This window comes from Gibbsiella dentisursi (assembly GCF_039539505.1).
Classification (GTDB): Bacteria; Pseudomonadota; Gammaproteobacteria; order Enterobacterales; family Enterobacteriaceae; genus Gibbsiella; species Gibbsiella quercinecans.
Window position 1 is genome coordinate 189,920 of the sequence record NZ_BAABDG010000002.1, and the last position, 21,868, is coordinate 211,787.

Genomic DNA, 21,868 nt, shown 5'->3' on the forward strand with positions numbered 1-21,868 from the left:
AGGATAACAGGTTATATTGTACCCGTATAATCTCCCGATTATAGTGTTTACACACCACTAAAACAGGGGAAGCAAACATGAGCACCAGTAACAGCCATAAAAACGCGGTCGATCGCCAGTTCGGTGAACAGGCCGGCGCCTATCTGACCAGCGCGGTGCATGCGCAGGGTAAAGATCTGCAACGGCTGGCTGCGCTGCTGGCGGCCGAAGCGGGCGCGCGCGTGCTTGATCTGGGCTGTGGCGCCGGGCATGCCAGTTTCACCGCTGCGGCCAGTGCGGCACAGGTAGTGGCATACGATCTGTCTGCGCAGATGCTGGAGGTGGTGCGCCAGGCCGCGGCAGAAAAAGGGTTGGACAACATTGTGCAGCAGCAGGGCGTTGCTGAATCCCTGCCGTTCGACGATGCCAGCTTTGATATTGTGATCAGCCGTTACTCGGCCCACCACTGGCATGATGTCGGCCAGGCGCTGCGTGAAGTGAAACGTGTGCTGAAGCCAGGCGGCAAAGTGGTGTTGATGGACGTGGTCTCGCCGGGGCACCCGTTGCTGGATGTTTACCTGCAAACGGTTGAGGTGCTGCGCGACACCTCGCACGTGCGTGATTACGCACCAGGTGAATGGTTGAACATGTTCACCGAAGCCGGGCTTACCATCAGCGGCGTGACGGCAGACCGTTTGTTGCTGGAGTTTAGCAGTTGGGTGGCGAGGATGCGCACGCCGGAGCACTTCGTGACGGCGATCCGTGCGCTGCAGCAGGGGGCTTCGCAAGAGGTGATTAACCATTTCGCTATCCAACCAGACGGTTCGTTTTCCACGGACATCATGATGATTACCGCCAGTAAAGGGTAAGCGAGCGCCTACGGGCAGCCACAGCCATAGCGGCTGCCCACTGTTATGTTATGAATATCCTGGGAAAAGAACCTGTTTTCCCTGCGGTGAACAATCTTTGCCAGCGAATGTTACCCGTTGAATAATGATATCATTTCGCCTGCGGTTTTATCCTGATGGTAGGTTTGACGCATTTTCTCCTTATTTCTCTCACAATAATTGATGTTCTTTACATCGAATTACGTCGGTTTTCATTGGCTGGTTAATAATTAATATCACTGACGTTCAGTCAGCCAGAAAAATAGGAGCCAATGATGAAATTATTACCTACCATCGCCGCCGTTGTGATCGCGACTGCCTCTTTCTCCAGCCTCGCGGCGTCTTTATCGCCAAAGCAGGTCGATAGTGAACAGGCACGTAACCTGCAAAGTATTGGGGTCGTTTCTGTTTCCGGCATCACCGGTTCTACAGATGATGCAATCCATGAGCTGAAAGAAAAAGCAGCGCAAGACGGCGCTTCCTATTATCGCGTCATTGGGGTAGATACCCCGGGGGATTCAAGTAATTGGCGCGGCAATGCGGAAATTTATCGTTAATACACCAGGTGAGATCTTCCCCACGTTATTAATGACCCACCATAATATAAAACGGTTGTAAATAATACCCGGCACGGCTAACGTCAGAAGGCCCGCAGGTTATTATTGCAGCCGTTTTTTTCTGCCTCAAATATGCCTGTTGCATTTTATTACAACTGTTTGGGCCGCTTTCGGATTTATTTTAATGAAACGCTAAGAATTTCGGCTCAGATTAGAGGCTTCCAACCAGAGGAGGTTTGAATGTTAAATGCGACGCGGCTGCAGTTGAAGAACCATTTTTCCTATATCCAGCAGTTTATGGCAGCACCTCGCACCGTTGGCACCCTAATGCCTTCCTCCCCCTGGCTTTGTCAGGCGATGCTCAATCAGGTGGAATGGACCCGCGCCTTGTCGATTGCCGAGTTGGGCGCCGCTGATGGGGTATTGACCAAGCGTATTCTGGCCCGTATGCGTGCGGATGCGGTGTTGGACGCCTACGAAATCCAACCCGGCTTTGTGCGCCAACTGCGCCAGATTGACGAGCGTCGCCTGCGGGTGATGGCGCATTCCGCCGAGCAATTGAGCCAGGACTATGACGTGATTTTCTCTTGCCTGCCGCTGTTGTCGATGCCGGTAAAGGTCAGCATGCGTATTTTGCAGCAGGCGCAGGCCAGGCTAAATGCACGGGCGGGGGTGTTGGTGCTATTCCAATACAGTCCGCTGTCTGAAAAGTTGCTGTCGCGTTATTTTTATTGGAAAAAGCTGCGCGTGGTGCGCAACTTCCCGCCGGCGCTGGTGTACGTATGCACCCCGATTAAAGGCGTTTGACCATGATCACGACGTTGCCGCCAGGTTGTGTGCGGCGTTCGATCGCCTGCCAGCCCCAACGGGCATAGAGCATTTCTGCTGAATCCGTTTTCAGGTATAACGCCGGGTAATGCCGTTGCCGTGCCAGGCGTTCGATAGCCTGCGTCAGGCGTTGTGCAATGCCCTGTCGCCGATAGTCCGGGTGGACAAATAGCCCTGTCAGCCAGGGTGAAAGCGGCATACGGTGGTGATCGTCACTGGGCCACAGGCTGGCCATCGCCAGTGGGGTAGGGCCGGCCACCATCAGCAGCGTGGCATGATCGGCGCTTTGCCGCGCGCACAGCCGAAAGCGCTGGCGTGCCTGTTCCAGCGTACCACCGTGTTGTGAGCCCCATTGTTCAAACGCCCAGGCGGCGCAAACGTCAATAAACTGGGGAACGTCGGCCAGAGGCACAATGCGTTGCGGCATCTTTTTCTCCCGTTTTCCCGCTATTTCTCCCGCTTTATCACCGTATATTGCGTTTTTTTAACTTTCTAAATCGGTTTAAGCTTGCCGCTTATTGAAAGCGTTAATATGAATGATTATTATGCGCAAAATTTTTCTTATTGATATAAATCATGCGAAATCCCCTCATTTTATGCCTCTTTTCCCTGCTATTCGCTGTAATCAACGTACAGGCGAAAACCGTTACCGATATCCTGGGCCGCCAGGTCAATGTGCCGGACAATCCGCAGCGTATTGTGTTGGGGGAAAGCCGCATGCTGTATACGCTGGCGCTGCTGGAGCCGGGGAACCCGGCGCAGCGGGTCATCGGCTGGCCGGGAGATCTGGCGCGTTATGATGCGCAAAGCTGGCAGCTTTACACCGAAAAATTCCCTGCGATTAAACAGATCCCATTAATTAGCCCGGGCAACCTGCGCCAGATTAATGCAGAAAGCCTGCTGCAACTGCGCCCCGATCTGGTCATTCTACCGCGTTTTGCACGCGAAGAAGGCGACAGCGACATGCTGCTCAAAGGGCTGATGCGCGCCAATATCCCAGTGATTTACGTCGATCTGCGGGTAGATCTGCTGCACAACACGGTGCCCAGCGTGCGCCTGCTGGGCGAGGTGCTCAACCGGCAGCAGCGAGCAGAGCAGTTTGTCGCGTTCTATCAGCAGCATATGGCGGTGATCCAGCAGCGGCTGGCCGGCTATCAGGGCAGCAAGCCCACGGTGTTGCTGCACCTGCATCTGGGGCGGCGCGAGACGTGCTGCACCACGGCCGCCCACGGCAACCTGGGCGATCTGGTGGCCTTTGCCGGCGGCGATAATATCGCAAATGCCAGCATTAAAGGGGTTTATGGCGAGCTGAACCCGGAAACCATCCTGGCCGCCAACCCACAAATTTATATTGGCACCGGCATGGCCGGGCCACAGGGAAAACGCTATTCCAGCCTGCTACTGGGGCCGCAGGTAACACAGCAGGAGGCGGATGAAAGCTTCCGCCAACTGATGCAAAACCAGCCCTTGCTTGCCAACCTGCGCGCCGTGAAGGACCACAAAGCCTGGAGTATCTGGCACAACTTTTATCTCAGCCCCTACCACGTGGTGGCGGTAGAGATGTTTGCCAAAGCTTTCTACCCAGCGCTGTTTGCCGATATTGATCCGGAGCAAACCTTCAAGCAGCTCTACCAACAATTTTTACCATTGCCTTTTTCTGGGACTTATTGGAGTCAGTTAACAAATGAATAATGATAAGCGCCGTCTATGGTGCGTAATCCCTCTGGCTGTCTGTGTTTCGGCGCCGGCGATCGGCGAGGAACAAAAGACAGAGGAAAAGCTGGTGGTTACGGCCCAGAAAGACGGAGCAGGGGCACAACGTTACCAGCCGATCACCAGCGTAACCGGCACCCGCAGTGAAACCCGTTTGCTGAACGTTCCGCAGGCGATTGACGTGGTGCCGCAGCAGGTGATTGCCGATCAGGCGGTAAGCAATCTGGATGAGGCGTTGTATAACGTCAGCGGGATTACCCAGGGCAACACCTTAGGCGGAACCCAGGACGCGGTAATGAAGCGCGGCTTTGGCGATAACCGCGATGGCTCGATCCTGCGTGATGGCATCCGCTCGGTACAGGCACGCAACTTCACGCCGACCACCGAGCGTGTAGAAGTGCTGAAAGGGCCGGCTTCCATGCTGTATGGCATGGGTGAACCCGGCGGTATGATCAACATGATCACTAAAAAGCCGCAGTTGCAGCAGCATACCCATGTGGAAGGCTGGGGCAGCAGCTTTAACGGCGGTGGCGGCCAACTGGACGTCACCGGGCCGATCGGCACCTCCGGTTTTGCTTACCGGATGATCGTCGATCATGACGAAACCGATTACTGGCGTAACTTTGGCCGCAACCGCCAAACCGTGATCGCGCCATCGCTGATGTGGTATGGCGAGACCACCACGGTGCGCCTGGCCTATGAGCACATGGAATACCTGACGCCGTTCGATCGCGGCACCATTATTGATTCGCGCACCGGCAAACCGGTCAATACGCCGCGCGATCGCCGTTTTGACGAGAGTTACAACGCCACACGCGGCGATCAGGACAGCGTGACGCTGCAGGTTGACCAAACGCTTAACGAAAGTTGGAAAACCTCATTAACCTATTCCTATAACCGCAACGCCTACAGCGATAATCAGGCGCGAGCAACCGCGCTCAACCCGACCACCGGGGTATTGACCCGCCAGGCAGATTCGACGGCCCACGCCGTGAGCCGCGCGCATGCCGCGCAACTGACCCTGAACGGAGATGTGGACTGGGGGAGCGTTAACCACCAGATGCTGTTCGGCTTTGATTTTGAAGACAACCGCACCTTCCGCGGCGATATGATCCGCGGCACCCGCGACACCAGCTTCAATATCTATAATCCGGTGTACGGCCTGATGCCGGCTTCCACCGCGGTGAGCGCCGCAGACAGCGATCAGCGTGAGAACCTGACCAGCTATGGTTGGTTTATGCAGGACTCAATCCAATTGAATGAAAAATGGTTGGTGATTGGCGGTCTGCGTTATGACTCCTTTGACGTGTACGCCGGCAAAGGGCGGCCGTTCGTCGTGGGCGCCGACAGCTCTGACAGTAAGCTGGTGCCGCGCGCCGGCGTGGTGTACAAGCTGACGCCGAACGTTTCGCTCTACAGCAGCTACACCGAATCGTTTAAGCCGAACTCGTCGATCGCCACGCAGATCGGCGCGCTGCCGCCGGAGCAGGGCAAGGCCTGGGAAGTGGGCAGCAAGGTTGAGCTGCCTAACGGCGTGACCGGTACGCTGGCGCTATTTGATATCACCAAGCGCAACGTGATGGTCAGTGAGCTGGTGGGCGGCGAGACGGTTACCCGCACCGCCGGGCGCGTGCGTTCACAGGGCGTGGAGTTGGACGTTGCCGGCAATATTACCGATTCTCTCAGCATTATCGGTACTTATGCCTATACCGACGCGCGCGTCGTGGACGATCCGGACAACAAGGGCAAGGAAATGACCAACGTGGCGCGTCATACCGCTTCGCTGTTCCTGACCCAAAACCTGGGATCGCTCGGGCTGTACAGCGGCGATGAACTGCGCGTGGGCGCGGGCGCGCGTTACGTCGGCCGCCGGCCGGGGGATGCGGCGAACAGTTTTTATCTGGACAACTACACCGTCGCCGATGCGTTCGCGGCATATACCATGCCGGTTAACGGTTATCGGGTGAAATGGCAGTTGAACGTGAAAAACCTGTTCGATAAAACTTATTATCCGTCCAGCGGCAACAACCTGCGAGTGTCCATCGGCGAGCCGCGCGAAGTGGTGCTGCGCGCCAGCGTTGATTTCTAACTCTACCGGCGGCGCACTTTGCCGCCGTGCTCGCGGGCCGCGCGCTGTTCCGCGCCTACCGGCCCGCGCGCCGTGGCATTTACGCCGTTGTAAAGATTGAAATACAGGCTGATGACGGTATGATGCAGCAACCATATCATTAAGTGACCGTGCACTGGTTAAGCAGTGTACAGGCTTGTGCTCAAGCCATCGTAATCAAGGGACAACCCGTCATGACACAACCCATTTTCATGGTAGGCGCTCGCGGAGCCGGTAAAACGACCGTGGGGCGCGCACTGGCGCAGACGCTGGGCTATCATTTTGTCGACACCGATCTGTTTATGCAGCAGACTGCGCAGATGAGTGTGATGGAAATGGTTGAGAAAGAGGGGTGGCCGGGCTTTCGTCAGCGTGAAACCCTCGCACTGCAGGCGGTTACCCAACCGCGCACCGTTATCGCCACCGGCGGCGGCGTGATTCTGGCGGAAGAAAACCGCCGCTTTATGCAGCAGCAGGGCACCGTGATCTATCTTTGTTCGCCTGCCGGGGTATTGGCCCAGCGGCTGCAAGTTTCCCCGCAAGATGCGCAGCGCCCAACGCTGACCGGCCGGCCGATTGCAGAGGAAATGCGTGATGTGCTGGCTGCGCGTGAAGCGCTGTATCAGGAGGCCGCCCACCACGTGCTGGACGGCACTACCCACCCGGCGCAGGTGGTGGAGCAGATCCTGGCCGTGCTACAGCGCGAGACGGTAAAGTAACTTCCCCAGCCGCCTCGGCCAATCCATGGTATTTTTCTCTATTGAACCGGCCCCGCGCCGGTTCGCCTGCTTGCGCCTGCGCTGGGTGGCGCGTAGAGTAAGCAACAGCGTGACAGTTCCTGCATCAATCAGGTTGTTCAACGGGCCAGCGGGCCTGACGGGTAAATCGACTATGAAAGCGCTCCAGCGGTTTTTTCACCAACATGCCAAAGCCTTACCGGCCTTTTGGGCGCTGTTGATTATCCTGTTTGAGGCTTCAATCGCGCTCTACATTCTGCGTAATCTATAGTTCTCTTCAACGGTGGTTGATCGCTAATCCTCGGTTTAACGCGCAATAAAATTTTCTTCTCCCAGGCCGCCGTGGGATGACTTCATGGATTTTCCCCAATGTTGCCGCAATACCTGCCTGAACACTGTGGCCTCAATAGCATTTTCCGCTACGGCCTGCCGCTATTTGCGCGTGAAAAACCAGTGACAGGGCGCGCTCAATCCCCCAATATGGCCTTTCCACAAAGATAATTAGCGGGACGCGTTATGCTGAATGTAAATGAGTATTTTGGCGGGAAAGTGAAGTCGATTGGTTTTGACAGCGATAGCATTGGCCTGGCAAGCGTTGGGGTGATGGCCAAAGGGGAATACACTTTTGGCACCGGCAAGCCGGAAGAGATGACAGTCGTCAGCGGCGCGTTGAATGTGCTGTTGCCGGGCGCCACCGAGTGGCAAGAATTTAACCCCGGCGAATCCTTCCGGGTGCCGGGCAACAGTGAATTCAATTTGCAGGTGGCCGAAGCCACTTCGTATCTGTGCCGTTACCTGAGTGAGTAAGCCCGAAAGATTCCGGTAACTGCCGCAACGTGGGCTGGCAAGCCGCCGGCCCACGTTGGCAGGTTAGCGCTGGGCTTCGCCGCCCAGGGCTTCAATCAGGTTCTGGATCAGCGCAGCCAGTTCGCTGGTCATCAGAATAAAATCGGCGTCAAAGCGTTGGGCGAAGTCATCACGGTCAATATCATCATTTTGATCGCGCAGCGTATCGGCAAACTTCAGGCGCTTAATCGAACCGTCGTCGGCAATCACCAGTTGGATCCGCTCCTGCCAGTCCACCGCCAGCTTGGTCACCAGCTTGCCGGCTTCAATATGCACCGCGATTTCGTCGCTGATCAGGTTTTGCTTTTTGCAGCGGATCACGCCGCCTTCTTCCAATATCGCCTTCAGCTCGGCTTCGTCCTGAATGATAAAACCGGCCGGCAGCTCGCCGGAACGCACCCATTCGGTCAGCGTCAGTTCGATCGGACTTTCCATGGTCAGCGGCACCACCGGCAATGAACCCAGGCTCTTGCGCAGCAGCGCCAGCGTGTCCTCGGCGCGTTTGGCGCTGGCGGCGTCGACCATGATCAGATTGTTGACGGTGTCGATCCACATAAAGGTCTGGTTGAAACGGCTGAAGGCCCGTGGCAGCAGGCTATGCAGCACTTCATCTTTCAGCGAGTCTTTCTCGGTTTTCTTCAGCTTGCGATGCTGCTCGCCTTCCAGCTTGTCGATCTTGGCCTGCAGTTCCTGCTTGATGACCGGTGAGGGCAGGATTTTCTCTTCCTTGCGGGCGCAGATCACGATCTGGCCGTTGACCGCGTGGGTCAGCGCGTCGCTGTGGGAGCCCATCGGGGAGACCCAGCCAGTTTTCGCCATATCCTGGCTACCGCACGGCGTGAACGAAAAGGCGCTGAGCTGTTTTTCCATTTCATCCGCGTTCAGCGCCACGTCGCTGCTCAAACGGTAAACCATCAAATTCTTAAACCACAGCATATTGTTATCCCAGGCTGGGCGTGCATTTTACACGCTGATTCATCAAAAGCAGGGCGGCATGATAACCAATCAGCCGTGAAAAATCGCCCTCTTCCCACGCAATTCCCTCTCCGTCGGGTTCAGCGGCGGGATGGGCGCCGGGGCGTGTGGTGATGCGCAAGCGGCCACCGGCCGCCGCTTAGTCGGTGTCGAGGGAGGGCGTTTCGCTTTCGCTGCGCACCCGCTCGATATGGATCGTCAGGAACAGCATTTCTTCGGTAGTGAGCTGATGCTGGTAGTGTTTCTCAATGTGTTGGTTGATTTTGCCGGCGCAGGCGAACGAGGTGCGATATTTCTCTTTCACCATCTGGTAGAGCGAATCATCGGCGTTGTCGACGTAGTTTTTCCCCAGCAGGCGCTGGGCGAAGAACTTCAGGTGGGTAACGAAGCGGTGGTAGCTTAACGCTTCTTCGTTGTAATCAAATTGGAAATGGTATTTGACGATGTTGAGGATTTCCTGCATCACGCGGGTGATGTGCAAGGTGTTTTGCATTTCGTCGTTCAACTGGGCATTGACCAGGTGCAACGCGATAAACCCCGCCTCATCTTCAGGCAGCGTGGCGCCAAGCCGCTGGGCAATCAGCGCCAGCGCCTCCCGCCCGATAGCGAACTCATTAGGGTAAAGCTTTTTGATATCCCATAGCAGCGCGTTGCGGATGTTAACCCCTTGTTCATGGCGCTGCAGCGCGGAATGAATGTGATCGGTCAGAGTGATATAAGCAATGTTGTGCAGTTTGCCCGGCAGGCGCTCGCGGGCGAGGGTAATGATTTTATCCGCGGTAGTGACGCAGGCTAAAGGGATCTCCGCCAGCAATTGTTTGAAATGTTCGCTCACTTCCCCCTGGTTCAGGGTGAAGACTTTTTCAATCAGGCTCTCATCTACGCTGTCGCCGACTTTCTTTTTAAAGCCGATGCCGCAGCCCATTACTACTGTTTCTTCCGTATGCGCATCAAGCGTAATCACCACGTTATTATTAAGTATTTTAGCGATCTTCATGGCTTTTCCCGGCGTTGTTGCTCGCTGAAAACAAAAAAACCTGACGCCCAGGTATAGCCCCGGATGTCAGGTTTTGCCTGCGCCCCCACGTTCTTCTTCGCTACGCAGGCATGCTGCCTTTCTGCTAATGCGCGTGATGTGGGGGATTTACACAGTGACAATCCTGTAACCGCTCTATGATAACGGTTCTCAGTAGCGGTTCAACGCTTTTCACCATGGACTGCCGCCGGGATCACATTTATCAGTCGCTGCCCGACAGCATCATATCCTGCGGTGCGTTGCGGCGCTGAGTTTTGGTCAGCAGGAAGTAAACGTAGCCACAGGCCATCAGGGCGATAAACAGGCCGCCGATGATCGGGTTAAACCACAGCATGGCGATCAGGCAAACGAAGGCCAGCACCAGTGCGATGGCCGGCACCACCGGGTAGCCGGGCGCCCGGAAGCTGCGCTCCAGATCCGGCGCGCTGCGGCGCAGTTTGAACAGGCTGAGCATGCTCATCAGGTACATCACGATGGCACCGAATACCGCCATGGTGATCATCGCGGCGGTCAGGCTCATCCCCTGCAGGTTGATCACGCCGTCGCTGAAGATCGCGGCAATCCCGATGACCCCGCCGGCAAGAATGGCGCGGTGCGGCGTTCTAAACCGCGACAGCTTCGCCAGCGACGTGGGCAGATAGCCTGCGCGCGCCAGGGCGAAGAACTGGCGGGAATAGCCGAGGATAATGCCGTGGAAGCTGGCCACCAGCCCGAACAGGCCGATCCACACCAGCATGTGCATCCAGCCGGAATTCTCGCCTACGATCATTTTCATCGCCTGTGGCAGCGGATCGTTAATGTTGGCGAGCTTGCTCCAGTCGCCGGCACCGCCGGCCAGCAGCATCACGCCCAGCGCCAGCAGCACCAGCGTCATAATGCCGGAGATATAGGCGCGTGGAATGGTGCGTTTGGGATCCTTGGCCTCTTCGGCGGCCATTGCGGCGCCTTCAATAGCCAAGAAGAACCAAATGGCGAACGGAATGGCGGCGAATATGCCTGCCACGGCCGTGCCGCTGAATGTATTACTGCCGGCCCAGCCGTTGAGCACAAAGTTGCTGAAGCTGAAGCCCGGCGCCACTACCCCCATGAACACCAGCAGTTCGAACACCGCCAGTACGGTAACGCACAATTCGAACAGCGCCGCCAGTTTAACGCCGAGGATATTCAGCGTCATGAAGATCGCATAGGCGCCGACGGCCGCCACCTTGGGGTTCAGCGCCGGGTACTGCACGTTGAGGTAGGCGCCGATCGCCATGGCGATAGCCGGCGGAGCAAACACAAACTCGACCAGCGTGGCCAGCCCGGCGATCAGGCCGCCAGTTTCGCCGAAAGCGCGGCGGCTGTAGGCAAACGGGCCGCCGGCGTGTGGGATCGCGGTGGTCAGTTCGGTGAAGCTGAAGATGAAGCAGCTGTACATGGTCGCCACTAATAGCGTGGTGATCAGGAACCCGAGGGTGCCTGCAACGCCCCAGCCGTAGCTCCAGCCAAAGTATTCCCCTGAAATTACCAGCCCGACGGCAATCCCCCATAGGTGCAAGGTGTTTAGCGTGGGTTTGAGTTGCATGGTCATTGGTGTTCTCCCGATCGAAACGGTGCATAGCCGCCAGACGCCGGTCAACCGGCGCGGGCGGACGTCATTTCCACCGGTCTGGGCCTGCCAGACCGCCCTGCAAGATATTCGGGTGCTATCAGTGCACCGAAAAAGTATGCTTTTCAAAAAGATACTAGCCATCTTGGCGAGTGTGGCCTTATGGGTAGGGTGTGCTGCTCGCGCAGCCCTTGGGGGGATAATGCCTGTGCAACTGAGGGGAAACTTGACCACGGAATAACGAAAAGGGCCATTTACGGTCAATTTTTGCCATTAAGAAACGCGCTTGCAACCTAAAGTCAATATTTTGCGCCCTGCGGTCAAGCGGAGTGGGCCCGGCCACATCATGCTGGAAGCCTGTTGACCGCTATGGAGTGACGCGCGATGACCGCAACACAGTACGACACGTTGGATAATCATACCCTGCAGCAGATTGCCGAACGCGGGCTGCAGCGTTATGCAGCCACCCTGAACGGCGCCCTGACGCTGTTATGCCGTTCCGAAAACGCCACTTTCAAGCTTGATAGCGCCGATGGGCGGCGTTATGCCCTGCGCATTCACCGCGCCAACTATCACCAGTGCGATGAAATCGCCAGTGAATTGGACTGGCTGGATGCGCTGCGTGAGCACGGCATCGTGGTGCCGCAGGCGGTCTATGGCGAGGATGGCGAACGAGTACAAACTATCACTTTGGCCAACGGTGAAGCGCGCCATCTGGTGGTGTTCCACTGGATCGAAGGCGATATGCCGACCACCGAGGTGGATCCTCGTGCTTTTCAGCGGCTGGGGGAGATTACCGCCCAACTGCATCAGCACAGTCGCAGCTGGCAGCAGCCGGCGGGCTTCCGGCGTATTATCTGGGATCATCCATCAATGGTGGGGGAAGCGGGCCACTGGGGGCGCTGGCAGGATGCCCCCAACCTGGCGCAGGCCGATCACCCGGTGATTGAAGCCACGCTGGCGCGCGTTGGCCGGGAACTGGCGCAGTACGGGCAAGATCGCCAGCGTTATGGGCTGATCCACGCCGATCTCCGCCTGACCAACCTGTTGCTGCAGGGCAATGAAACGCGGGTGATCGATTTTGATGACTGTGGCTTCGGCTGGTATCTGCACGATCTTGCGGCGGCGATCAGCTTCGTTGAGCACCACCCGCGGGCGGCCGAATGGGTGGAGCACTGGCTGGCCGGTTATCAGCGCGTTTGCTCACTGAGTGAACAGGATCTGGCGATGGTGCCGACTTTTATCATTCAGCGCCGTATTCAGATGCTGGCCTGGATTGGCTCACATGCCGAAACGGAAATGGCGCTTAGCCTTGGCGATCGTTGGGCGGCGGAAAGCGTGCGTTTGTGCCGCCGCTATCTGGAAACCGATCTGCTGCCGGTAGGCGCCGCCTAGGCGCACCAAAACCGGGCGGCCCGATGGCGGTGATGTATCGCGGTGGTGAAAGGTTAACCGGCAACGGCCAATATTAGGCGTGCACTGGCGTGCTTTAAAATGCCCTGCACGCCGCAGTTTGCCGGTAGCGCGCAGTGTTGGCTCGGTTAACCCGGCGCTGTGAGCAATCTGGTACAGAAGTTGCTTCATTCCCTGAATCATTTTACAACCACAGTGGGATGAATCATGCAGATAGCACTTTCCAGCCAGCCGGGGTTGTTCTCACATCTGGATGCCGGTCTGGCACAAGGCAACCGTGGCGTTCTGGCCGCCGCTGCCAGCGGCCTGAGCGAGTTCATACAGAATAAGGGTGGCGATGTTGATCGGATTTTCGGCATTTCCGGCATTGATGCGGAACAGTTGGCCTGCCCGACGCTCAGTATCGGCCTGACCAACTATTGCCAGGTGCTGGAGCAGGCAGCGCGCCATTCCGGTTGTGATAACTTCGGTTTGCACTACGGCCAGCAGTTTAAACCGCAGTCATTAGGCCTGATTGGCTATGTCGGCCTGTGTTCGCCAACGCTGGAAATGGCGTTGAAGAATCTGGTGACGGCATTCCCTTATCACCAGCACAGTACGCTGACGCGGCTGGTCGATAAGGGGGAATATTATCGCTTCGATTATCAGGTGCAGCACGGCGCTATCCTGTGCAAGCGCCAGGATGCCGAACTGACGCTCGGCATGGTGATGAACCTGATCCGCCACGTGCTCGGCAGCCGTTGGGCGCCGCGCGAGGTGCATTTTGAACATCCGCGGCCGGAAAGCTGGCATGAGCACTGCAAGCTGTTCGATGCCCCGGTGTATTTTGATCAGCCTTACAATTCCCTGATCTTGCCCAAACGCGATCTGGCTCGCGCGATGCCGGAGCGTGACGCGACGTTGCTGATGGTGGTGCAGGATGCGATCCGTCGGCTTAACGCGCAGGAGCCGCACCAGACGCTGGTGGACGGCGCGCGCGCCCAGGTGCGCCATGCGTTGCTCAGCGGTGAGCCGGTGCTGGAAATGATTGCGGAAAAAATGGGGATGTCTGCCGGTTCGCTACAGCGGCGGCTACGCGATCAGGGGCTGACTTTTACTGCGCTGGTGGATAAGGTGCGCTGTGAGCTGGCGACGTACTATTTGCAGCAGCGCCATTTGCCGATTTCCGAGCTGGCGTTGTTGTTGGGGTATTCGGAGGTGAGTGCGTTTTCACGTGCTTTTCGGCGCTGGTTTGGTATCAGCCCGCGGCAGTGGCGGCAGGTGCCGAATTAAGGGGGAGGGCGTTTCGTTAACGTGCTTTGTTGTGTTCGGGGGAGGGGGGGCAGTCGCTACGGCATCGTGGTTATCTATCACGATGCGGCGGGTTACAGAGTACTGTATCGTCAACGTTCTTTGTTGAGGTCGGAGAGGGTTTCGGTCGCTATAATATCGTGGCTTTTTGTCGCACCGCAGCCCGCGCCCGAGTTAGGGGCCGTGGGCGCGGCCCCTAACGACCCGCGCCTTCGCCATATCAGGCGGCCGCTGCGCGGCTACCCTCACTGTGTCACTGCGCATCACGGCCGGCTACGACAGGCGTCCCTGCCTGTCTCGCCTGAAACCGCCGTCCTGGCGGTTTCGCCTATGCTACGTTCCTCCGTTCGGCGCCTTCAATGGCTTCCACACCCGTGCTCCACTCACCTAATGAATCGTCTTTGATTGTGTCAAAATCGGCGGTTAGGTTGCCCGGTGGCGATAGATTGGGGTGTTGACGTTTAGCGCGCATCTTGGGCTGCCGAGCAAGGCACCGTTGCCAGGGGCAATCGGCCACGGACGGCCGGTTGAGGCGAGACAAACAGGGATGTTTGTCGTAGCCGACCCGCCCGGCGACGGGGACGCCGCGAGGGTACCCGCGCAGCGGGCAGGCCATGTTAAGCGCAGGCCGGGGTGTCGGGGCCGGGCCTGCGGCCCTGACAATTGCCTGCCACTATTGCCGCAGAGAAACTCGATACTATTAAGGCAATTCTATTTACGCTGGTGGTGGCAGAGTACCGTTTCGGCAATGTTCTTTGCCCTGACCGAGAGGGTTTCGGTCGCTATAACTCGGTCGTTTTTTGTGGCACCGTAGCCCGCGCCCGAGTTAGGGGCCGTGGGCGCGGCCCCTAACGACCCACGCCTGCGCCATATCAGGCGGCCGTTGCGCGGCTACCCTCACTGTGTCACTGCGCATCACGGCCGGCTACGACAGGCGTCCCTGCCTGTCTCGCCTGAAACCGCCGTCCTGGCGGTTTCGCCTATGCTACGTTCCGCCGTTCGGCGCCTTCAATGGCTTCAACCCCGGTGCTCCACTCACCAAATGCGTTGTCTTTGGGATTAACTTATGTCAAAACCGAGGGTTAGGTTGCCCGGTGGTTTATGCCACCCGGAACTGGCTCTCGAGTTTGCTGACCCCCAGCCCATTGATCTTTTTCACCTTTATCTGCACCGGAATGCGCTCCTTCATCGCTTCGACGTGGCTGATCACGCCAATGGTTTTCCCGGATGCATTCAAACTGTCGAGGGCGTCCAGCGCGGTATCCAACGTTTCGGCATCCAGCGTGCCGAAGCCTTCATCCAGAAACAGCGAATCGATGCTGGTCTTGTGGCTGACCAAATCGGACAACGCCAGCGCCAGCGCCAGGCTGACCAGAAAGCTCTCACCGCCCGACAGCGTGCGGGTATCGCGCACCGCATCCGCCTGCCAGGTATCCATCACCTGCAGCTCCAGTGCATCGCTGGTTTTACGCTGCAGCAGATAGCGGCCGTGCAGCCTGGCCAACTGCAGGTTGGCCAAATACACCAGATGATCGAGTGTCAGCCCTTGGGCGAACTTGCGGAATTTGTCGCCTTCTTTCGAACCGATAAGCTGGTTAAGGTAGCTCCAGTCGTCGCAATGCTGCTGGCTTTGGGCGATCTGCTCAAACAGCGCCTGTTGGCTGAGGCGCCGTGCGGCGTCGCTCGCCAACTGGCTTTGCACTTCGCCCTGGCGCTGCTGCAGCGTTTTCAACCGTTGCGCCAGATCCGCCAATGCCTCGGCTAACGCGCCGGCGTCGGCATCGGCTTCATCCATGTCTTGCGGCCGGGTTTGCGTATGCTGTTCCAGCGTTTGCTGGGCCTGCGCCAGCAGCGCCTGGGCCTCGGCCTGCTGTTGCTGCAGCCTTTCTTTCAACTGTTGTAGTTGTTGGCGCTGTGCGTCATCCAGCATGGCGGCGGTAAATGCCGCTTCATCGTCAAACTCGCTGGCCGCTAGCGCTTGCTGCCAGTGTTGTTCAGCCTGTTGCAGACGCTCGGCCCATTGCCGTTGCTGTTTTTCCAATTCGGCAAGCTGCCCGGCCAGGCGATCGCTTTGCGCCTGAGCCTGTTGCAGCTGCTCCACCGCCTGGCTGCTGGTTTGTTCGCACGACGCCTGGCGGCGGCGCAACTGCTCGCGCACCTGTGCGACCTGCTGTTCGCCAAACAGCGCCAGGCGTTGCGCACGCAGTTCGCCCAGCGCTCGCGTGCTTTCCTGACACTGCTGCTGCAGGCGTTGCTGCTGGCTTTGCGCCTCACTGAGGTTTTTCTCCAACTGGCCGCGGCGTTCGTCCAGCAGCAGCTGTTGCTGTTGGCTGCGCAGCTGTTCCTGTTGCAACGCCGTCAGCGCGTCTTTGGCCTGTTGCACTGCCTGGAGCGCCTGTTCGTGCTGTTGCAACTGTTGCTGACATTGGCTTTCCTCGGCTTCGCAGCTTGCCAGCCAGGCTTCCAGCTGTGTGCCGTCATGCAGGCCGAAGCCCAAATTCAACGGCGCGCTGAGGGCTTGCCAATCGTTGGCATGTTCCGCCTGCTGCCGTTCGTCCTGTGCGATGGCCTGCTGCAGGCGCTGCTGCTGTTCTTGCAGGCTTTCGCTGCGGGTGCGCAGCTCGGTGCCCTGGCGTTGCAAATCTTCGGTGGTTTGGCGTATTTCCACCAGGCGCCGTTCGGTTTCCGAAGGTTTAGCCGCCTGGTACTGCGCAATTGCCGGGTGCTGGGTGGCGCCGCACAGCGGGCACGGCTCGCCGCTTTGCAAATGCGCGCGCTCGGCTTCCAGGCTGACGATGCGTTTTTCCAGCTCCCACCGCTTTTCCACCTCCTGCTCAAGCGCCCGGTGTTGTTTGAACTGCTGGCGGGCCAGCTCGAGCTGTTGTTGCAGCTTGGTAAGCTGGGTTTGGCGTTCGCTGAACTCCTGCCGTTGCGGCTCCAGGCGCTGGGCGATTTGCTGCGCCAGGGAGGCGAGCGTGTATAAGCGCTGGCGGACAGGGCGCTGCTCGGCCAACCTGGCCTGATGCTGGCGCAGCGTGGCCAGCGGTGCGGCGGCCTCCAGCGCCTGCTGTTGTTGCTGTTGCTGCGCCAGCGCGTTTGTGAGCTGTGTCTGTTTGGCCTGATATTGTTCGGCCTGCGCTGCCAATTGGGCGCGTTCCGCATTGAGCTGCGTTAACTGTTGCTGCTGCTGGCTGCACTGCTGCGCCTGAGCGTCGCAGGCCTGCTGCGTTTCCGTCAGGGTTTGCTGCAGCAGAGCGATGTGGCCGTCGAGCGGCACCACCTGTTCGTCAATCAGCGTGACTTGCTGCTGCTGATGCGCGGCATGCGCTTGCTGTTCGGCGCGTGCTTTTTCCAGCGCCTGTTGCAGCGGTGCAAGCTGTGCCAACTGCTGTTCCTGCTGCTGCGTAAGCTGTGCGATGTGCTGCTGCATTGCCGCCGCTTCCTGGCGGCAGCGTGCGCGTTGCTCCATTAAGGGGCGCAGTTTTTCCGCCGGCGCGCTGCGCGCCAGGCGTTGCAATTGCGGTTCGGCCTGGCGGTGTTCCTGTTGCACGGCCGCCAGCCGGGCCTGGGCGGTTTGCTGCTGCTGTTGCGCCTGCCGCCACTGCTGTAGCCAGTTCAACGCCAACTGCTGGCGCTGCGTTTGTTGGCTCAGTGCGGCCTCTTGCTCGCCCAGTTCGGCGCGTTGCTTTTCGAGTGCCAGGCGCTGTTCGTCGTTCAGCAGTTCAATACCGCTGGCGCGCTGGTGCAGGGCGTCCAGATCGATGCGTGCCTGTTTGTGGCGCTCAAACACCTGTTCGGACAGCCGGCCGTAAATTTCGGTGCCGGTCAGCTCTTCCAGCAGTTCGGCGCGATCGTTGGCGTCGGCATTCAAAAAGGCGGCAAATTGCCCCTGTGACAGCATCATGGATTTGGTGAAGCGGCCGAAGTCCAGCCCGGTGATGGTGGCGATCAAATCCAGCTTGTCGCGTACTTTGTCGGCGATGATTTTGCCGTCTGCCAGCAGCGCCAGTTCAACCTTCGGCGCCTGCAGGTTGCCTTCCGCCTGGTTTTTGGCGCGGCGCTGGCTCCAGAAGGCGCGGTAGCCGATGCCTTTCACTTCAAATTCCACTTCGGCCAGCGATTCGGCGGTGTGGCGCGTCATCAGTTCGTTTTGGCTGGGGGAGACGTGCAGACGCGGCGTCTGGTGGTACAACGCCAGGCAGATGGCGTCCAGCAGCGTGGTTTTGCCGGCGCCGGTCGGCCCGATGATGGCGAACAGCCCGTTGCTGGCGAATGGCTCGGCGCTAAAATCGATTTTCCACTCGCCCTGCAGCGAGTTAAGGTTTTTTAAGCGCAGGCTCAGGATTTTCATGCGGAAGGCTCCTCATCGGGCTGCGCCAGGTTGGCCACCGCCTGCTGGAACAGCAGGCGGATACGTTGTTGCCGCGCTTCATCTATTTCCGGCTCCAGCGCCAGCCGCCGTTCAAAGACCTCGTCGACGCTCAATTCGTTCAGCGTTTCTTTGTCCTGCTGGGTGATCGCCAGCCGCCGCTGCTCCTTGCTGCGGCGCAGCAGCAGCACTTCCACTGGCAGCGCTTCCGTCATTTGCTGAATGCGCCGCTGAATATCGCTGAGGTAATCCTGGGTTGCCACCTCAATATCCAGCCATACCGGCAGTTCCCCCTGGTAATCGGCGAACGGCTGCAGCTGCTGTTCGATCTGCTGCAAATCGCCTTTAATCAGCTGCATCGGCTGGAAGCACGGGATCGCCAGCGACGTCACCTGCTGCAACTGGCCGTCGGCGAAGTCCAGCAGGTAGACGCTTTTACCCGTACCAAGCTCGTCAAAGCTGAGTGGGATCGGCGAGCCGCTGTAACGGATGTGTTCGCTCTTGGCCACCGTTTGCGCCCGGTGAATATGGCCCAGGGCGATATAATCCGCCGCCGGGAAGTGCTGGGCCGGGAAGGCATCCAGCGTGCCGATATAAATGTCACGCACCGAGTCAGAGGTGGTGACGCCAACGGTGGTCAGATGCCCGGTGGCGACGATCGGCAGCGTCATGCCCAGCTCGGTACGGCGGTCGCAGGCGGCCTGGTACAGCGCCTGGTAGTGGCGGGTAATGGCATCTTGCAGGGCGAGCTGTTTTTGCGCGCCGGATTCCCCCGCCTGGCTGGTGAGCAGATCGCGCGGGCGCAGGAAGGGGATGGCGCACAGCACGGCGCCGGGCTGGCCGTCCCGCTGGTGCAGTACCACGATCTGTCGCTCCAGATCGGCCTGTGCGCTGGCCACCACGGTAGTATTCAGGCAGGAAAGCAGCTCGCGCGATTCATTAAGCGTCGCCACGGAATCATGGTTGCCGCCCAACACCACCAACTGGCAGCCGGTGCGCTGCAGCTCGACCACGAAGCGGTTGTACAGCTCGCGCGCATAGCTGGGGGGCGAGCCGCTGTCGAACAGATCGCCGGCGACGATCAGCGCATCCACCTGCTGTTGTTCCACCTGGGCGATCAGCCAGTGCAGAAAAGCCTGGTGCTCCGCAGCGCGGGTTTTAGTGAAAAAAAACTGGCCCAAGTGCCAATCAGACGTGTGAATCAGGCGCATGCGGCTCTCCCGTGGCGATATCATCCTGGCGGTGATTATAAGAGGAATAGGGCAGAAGTATGATATTTCTGTGTAAATTGTAATAATCGCTATGCTTATCCTGACCCCGCAATGCGGTTGCTATGGTGATTTGTTTCATAAATCTGTCATAAAACTGACGCATAATGGCGCCCGCAAACAAGGCTGAATTTACGCTACGTGGCTGCTGGTGGCGCTTACGCGCAACTGCAAAATGATGGCACGCGGCCTCACAGAACGTTAACACATTAGCAGGATTGACGATGGCAAGACGCATATTGGTGGTGGAAGACGAAGCGCCGATCCGCGAGATGGTGTGCTTTGTGTTGGAACAAAATGGTTACCAACCGTTGGAAGCCGAGGATTATGACAGCGCCGTGACGCGCCTGTCTGAGCCGTTCCCTGATTTAGTGTTACTTGACTGGATGTTGCCCGGCGGCTCCGGTATCCAATTTATCAAACATATGAAGCGCGAAGCGCTGACCCGCGATATTCCTGTGATGATGCTGACCGCCCGCGGGGAAGAGGAAGACCGGGTGCGGGGCCTGGAGGTGGGGGCTGATGACTACATCACCAAGCCGTTTTCACCGAAAGAGCTGGTGGCGCGCATCAAAGCGGTTATGCGCCGTATCTCCCCGATGGCGGTGGATGATATGATCGAAATGCAAGGGCTGAGCCTGGATCCCTCATCGCACCGTGTTATGGCCAATGAGCTGGCTCTGGATATGGGCCCGACCGAATTCAAGCTGCTACACTTTTTCATGACTCATCCCGAACGTGTTTATAGCCGTGAACAATTGCTTAATCATGTCTGGGGCACTAACGTGTATGTAGAAGACCGCACCGTTGACGTGCATATCCGCCGGCTGCGTAAGGCGCTGGAGAGCAGTGGTCATGACAAAATGGTTCAAACCGTTCGCGGTACTGGCTATCGGTTCTCAACGCGCTACTAGACTCATTGGTAACGCACAGGAGAACATAGCGTGCTAGAAAACCTATCCTGGAAGCGGCTGGCGCTGGAACTGGCCCTTTTTTGTCTTCCCGCCTTGCTGTTGGGGTTGATTGTCGGCTATTTACCCTGGCTACTGTTGATTGCCGTACTGGCGGCGCTGGTCTGGAATTACTCTAACCAACTCAAACTTTCCCACTGGCTGTGGGTGGATCGCAGCATGACGCCGCCGCCCGGCCGCTGGAGCTGGGAACCGCTGTTTTATGGCCTGTATCAAATGCAGCAGCGCAATCGCCGCCGCCGGCGTGAACTGGCGCTGCTGATCAAACGCTTTCGCAGCGGGGCAGAATCGCTGCCGGATGCGTTGGTGATGACCACGGAAGAGGGCAATATCTTCTGGTGTAACGGCCTGGCGCAGCATTTGCTGGGCTTTCGCTGGCCCGAAGATAGCGGCCAGCACATCCTTAACCTGCTGCGCTACCCGGAGTTCACCCATTATCTGCAGCAGCAGGAATTCAGTAAACCATTGACGTTGCAGTTGAATAATGAGCATTACGTGGAGTTCCGCGTGATGCCCTACGCCGAAGGGCAACTGCTGATGGTGGCGCGCGACGTCACCCAGATGCGCCAGTTGGAAGGCACGCGGCGCAACTTCTTCGCCAACGTTAGCCATGAGTTGCGTACGCCGCTGACGGTGCTGCAGGGCTATCTGGAAATGATGAGCGATGCCGAGCCGGGCGGCTCGATGCGCGGCAAAGCGCTGGCCACCATGCAGGAACAGACCAAGCGGATGGATGGCCTGGTCAAACAATTGTTGACCCTGTCGCGTATTGAAGCGGCGCCGCTGGTGGATATGCACGAGAAAGTCGATATGCCGCTGTTGCTGCGCGTATTGCAGCGTGAGGCGCAGTCGCTAAGCCACGGCAACCACGAGATAAACTTCCGGGTGAATGAACAGTTGAGTGTGTTTGGCAACGAAGATCAGTTGCGCAGCGCCGTTTCCAACCTGGTGTATAACGCGGTCAACCATACGCCGCCGGGTACCCATATCGAAGTGAGCTGGCAGCAAACCCCGCACGGCGCCGAGTTCCAGGTGAGCGACAATGGGCCCGGCATCGCCGCCGAACACATTCCGCGCCTGACCGAACGCTTTTACCGGGTGGATAAAGCCCGTTCGCGCCAGACCGGCGGCAGCGGGCTGGGGCTGGCGATCGTCAAGCATGCCCTGAGCCACCACGATGCGCGGCTGGAAGTGCTTAGCGAACCCGGTATCGGCACCCGTTTTATCTTCACCCTGCCTAATCGGTTGATTGTGCCGGCGGCTTTATCAGAGAATGCGGTGAAACATTAACGCATGGGCCCGCT

18 protein-coding genes are annotated in these 21,868 nt (G+C 58.2%); 11 read left to right on the forward strand and 7 right to left on the reverse strand.

Annotation, left to right across the window (positions count from 1 at the left end; translation table 11 throughout):
* The first annotated feature begins 77 nt into the window (after positions 1 to 77).
* The 3 genes from ABFX35_RS01265 to ABFX35_RS01275 all read left to right on the forward strand — a co-directional run bounded on the left by ABFX35_RS01265 (position 78) and on the right by ABFX35_RS01275 (position 2,230).
* Positions 78 to 848, forward strand: coding sequence for a class I SAM-dependent methyltransferase (locus ABFX35_RS01265; protein ID WP_279027029.1), 771 nt, complete (start codon positions 78 to 80; stop codon positions 846 to 848).
* A 293-nt stretch (positions 849 to 1,141) separates the two neighbouring features.
* Positions 1,142 to 1,423 (forward strand): YdgH/BhsA/McbA-like domain containing protein, encoded by a 282-nt coding sequence (locus tag ABFX35_RS01270; RefSeq protein WP_279027038.1) that lies wholly within the window; start codon positions 1,142 to 1,144, stop codon positions 1,421 to 1,423.
* Positions 1,424 to 1,663: 240 nt separating this feature from the next.
* Entirely contained in the window at positions 1,664 to 2,230 is a 567-nt protein-coding gene (locus ABFX35_RS01275) for a class I SAM-dependent methyltransferase (RefSeq protein WP_346078722.1), read from the forward strand.
* Here ABFX35_RS01275 and ABFX35_RS01280 read toward each other — a convergent pair.
* Positions 2,217 to 2,678, reverse strand: coding sequence for a GNAT family N-acetyltransferase (locus tag ABFX35_RS01280; protein ID WP_095845654.1), 462 nt, complete (start codon positions 2,676 to 2,678; stop codon positions 2,217 to 2,219). The two genes, ABFX35_RS01275 and ABFX35_RS01280, sit on opposite strands and share 14 nt — an antisense overlap.
* A 149-nt stretch (positions 2,679 to 2,827) precedes the next feature.
* On the opposite strand from ABFX35_RS01280, the gene ABFX35_RS01285 reads away from it, so the two are divergent.
* Positions 2,828 to 3,943 carry an ABC transporter substrate-binding protein gene (locus ABFX35_RS01285; protein ID WP_279027026.1) on the forward strand — a complete coding sequence of 372 codons (1,116 nt, stop codon included), beginning with the start codon at positions 2,828 to 2,830 and terminating at the stop codon, positions 3,941 to 3,943.
* On the forward strand, positions 3,936 to 6,053 hold the full coding sequence (locus ABFX35_RS01290) for a TonB-dependent siderophore receptor (RefSeq protein ID WP_346078724.1): 2,118 nt from the start codon (positions 3,936 to 3,938) through the stop codon (positions 6,051 to 6,053). Before ABFX35_RS01285 ends, ABFX35_RS01290 begins: the two co-directional genes overlap by 8 nt.
* Positions 6,054 to 6,055: 2 nt before the next feature.
* Here the strand turns inward: ABFX35_RS01290 and ABFX35_RS01295 are convergent, their stop codons facing one another.
* Positions 6,056 to 6,193, reverse strand: a complete 138-nt coding sequence (locus ABFX35_RS01295) for a hypothetical protein (protein WP_346078726.1) — start codon at positions 6,191 to 6,193, stop codon at positions 6,056 to 6,058.
* A 72-nt stretch (positions 6,194 to 6,265) separates the two neighbouring features.
* Between ABFX35_RS01295 and aroL the strand changes: the two genes are divergently transcribed.
* Positions 6,266 to 6,790: a shikimate kinase AroL gene (gene aroL / locus ABFX35_RS01300; RefSeq protein WP_121555748.1), complete on the forward strand. Its 525-nt coding sequence runs from the start codon at positions 6,266 to 6,268 to the stop codon at positions 6,788 to 6,790.
* A 534-nt stretch (positions 6,791 to 7,324) separates the two neighbouring features.
* Positions 7,325 to 7,615 (forward strand): pyrimidine/purine nucleoside phosphorylase, encoded by a 291-nt coding sequence (gene ppnP / locus ABFX35_RS01305; protein ID WP_095845650.1) that lies wholly within the window; start codon positions 7,325 to 7,327, stop codon positions 7,613 to 7,615.
* A gap of 63 nt (positions 7,616 to 7,678) precedes the next feature.
* Here the strand turns inward: ppnP and rdgC are convergent, their stop codons facing one another.
* The 3 genes from rdgC to eat form a co-directional block, all read right to left on the reverse strand.
* A complete protein-coding gene (gene rdgC, locus ABFX35_RS01310; RefSeq protein WP_346078728.1) occupies positions 7,679 to 8,590 on the reverse strand; it encodes a recombination-associated protein RdgC in 912 nt (303 codons plus the stop codon).
* Between the two features lie 178 nt (positions 8,591 to 8,768).
* Positions 8,769 to 9,626 carry a BglG family transcription antiterminator LicT gene (gene licT / locus ABFX35_RS01315; RefSeq protein ID WP_095845648.1) on the reverse strand — a complete coding sequence of 286 codons (858 nt, stop codon included), beginning with the start codon at positions 9,624 to 9,626 and terminating at the stop codon, positions 8,769 to 8,771.
* 241 nt (positions 9,627 to 9,867) lie between these two features.
* Positions 9,868 to 11,235: an ethanolamine permease gene (gene eat / locus ABFX35_RS01320; protein WP_095845647.1), complete on the reverse strand. Its 1,368-nt coding sequence runs from the start codon at positions 11,233 to 11,235 to the stop codon at positions 9,868 to 9,870.
* Positions 11,236 to 11,637: 402 nt separating this feature from the next.
* Here eat and ABFX35_RS01325 point away from each other — a divergent pair, with 402 nt between their 5' ends.
* Together ABFX35_RS01325 and qhpR are read left to right on the forward strand one after the other, a co-directional pair.
* Positions 11,638 to 12,648 carry a phosphotransferase enzyme family protein gene (locus ABFX35_RS01325; RefSeq protein ID WP_346078731.1) on the forward strand — a complete coding sequence of 337 codons (1,011 nt, stop codon included), beginning with the start codon at positions 11,638 to 11,640 and terminating at the stop codon, positions 12,646 to 12,648.
* A 225-nt stretch (positions 12,649 to 12,873) separates the two neighbouring features.
* Positions 12,874 to 13,938 (forward strand): AraC-like transcriptional regulator QhpR, encoded by a 1,065-nt coding sequence (gene qhpR / locus ABFX35_RS01330; RefSeq protein ID WP_279027017.1) that lies wholly within the window; start codon positions 12,874 to 12,876, stop codon positions 13,936 to 13,938.
* Positions 13,939 to 15,055: 1,117 nt separating this feature from the next.
* On the opposite strand, the gene sbcC is transcribed toward qhpR, so the two are convergent.
* Together sbcC and sbcD are read right to left on the reverse strand one after the other, a co-directional pair.
* Positions 15,056 to 18,307: an exonuclease subunit SbcC gene (gene sbcC / locus ABFX35_RS01335; protein ID WP_346078734.1), complete on the reverse strand. Its 3,252-nt coding sequence runs from the start codon at positions 18,305 to 18,307 to the stop codon at positions 15,056 to 15,058.
* Positions 18,304 to 19,536 (reverse strand): exonuclease subunit SbcD, encoded by a 1,233-nt coding sequence (sbcD, locus tag ABFX35_RS01340; RefSeq protein WP_346078736.1) that lies wholly within the window; start codon positions 19,534 to 19,536, stop codon positions 18,304 to 18,306. The genes sbcC and sbcD overlap by 4 nt, the downstream gene beginning before the upstream one ends.
* A 281-nt stretch (positions 19,537 to 19,817) precedes the next feature.
* Between sbcD and phoB the strand changes: the two genes are divergently transcribed.
* On the forward strand, positions 19,818 to 20,507 hold the full coding sequence (phoB, locus tag ABFX35_RS01345) for a phosphate response regulator transcription factor PhoB (RefSeq protein ID WP_095845642.1): 690 nt from the start codon (positions 19,818 to 19,820) through the stop codon (positions 20,505 to 20,507).
* Between the two features lie 30 nt (positions 20,508 to 20,537).
* The gene (phoR, locus tag ABFX35_RS01350; protein WP_279028073.1) at positions 20,538 to 21,854 is read left to right on the forward strand and encodes a phosphate regulon sensor histidine kinase PhoR; all 1,317 of its coding nucleotides are present in this window, start codon (positions 20,538 to 20,540) and stop codon (positions 21,852 to 21,854) included.
* The last annotated feature ends 14 nt before the right edge of the window (positions 21,855 to 21,868 follow it).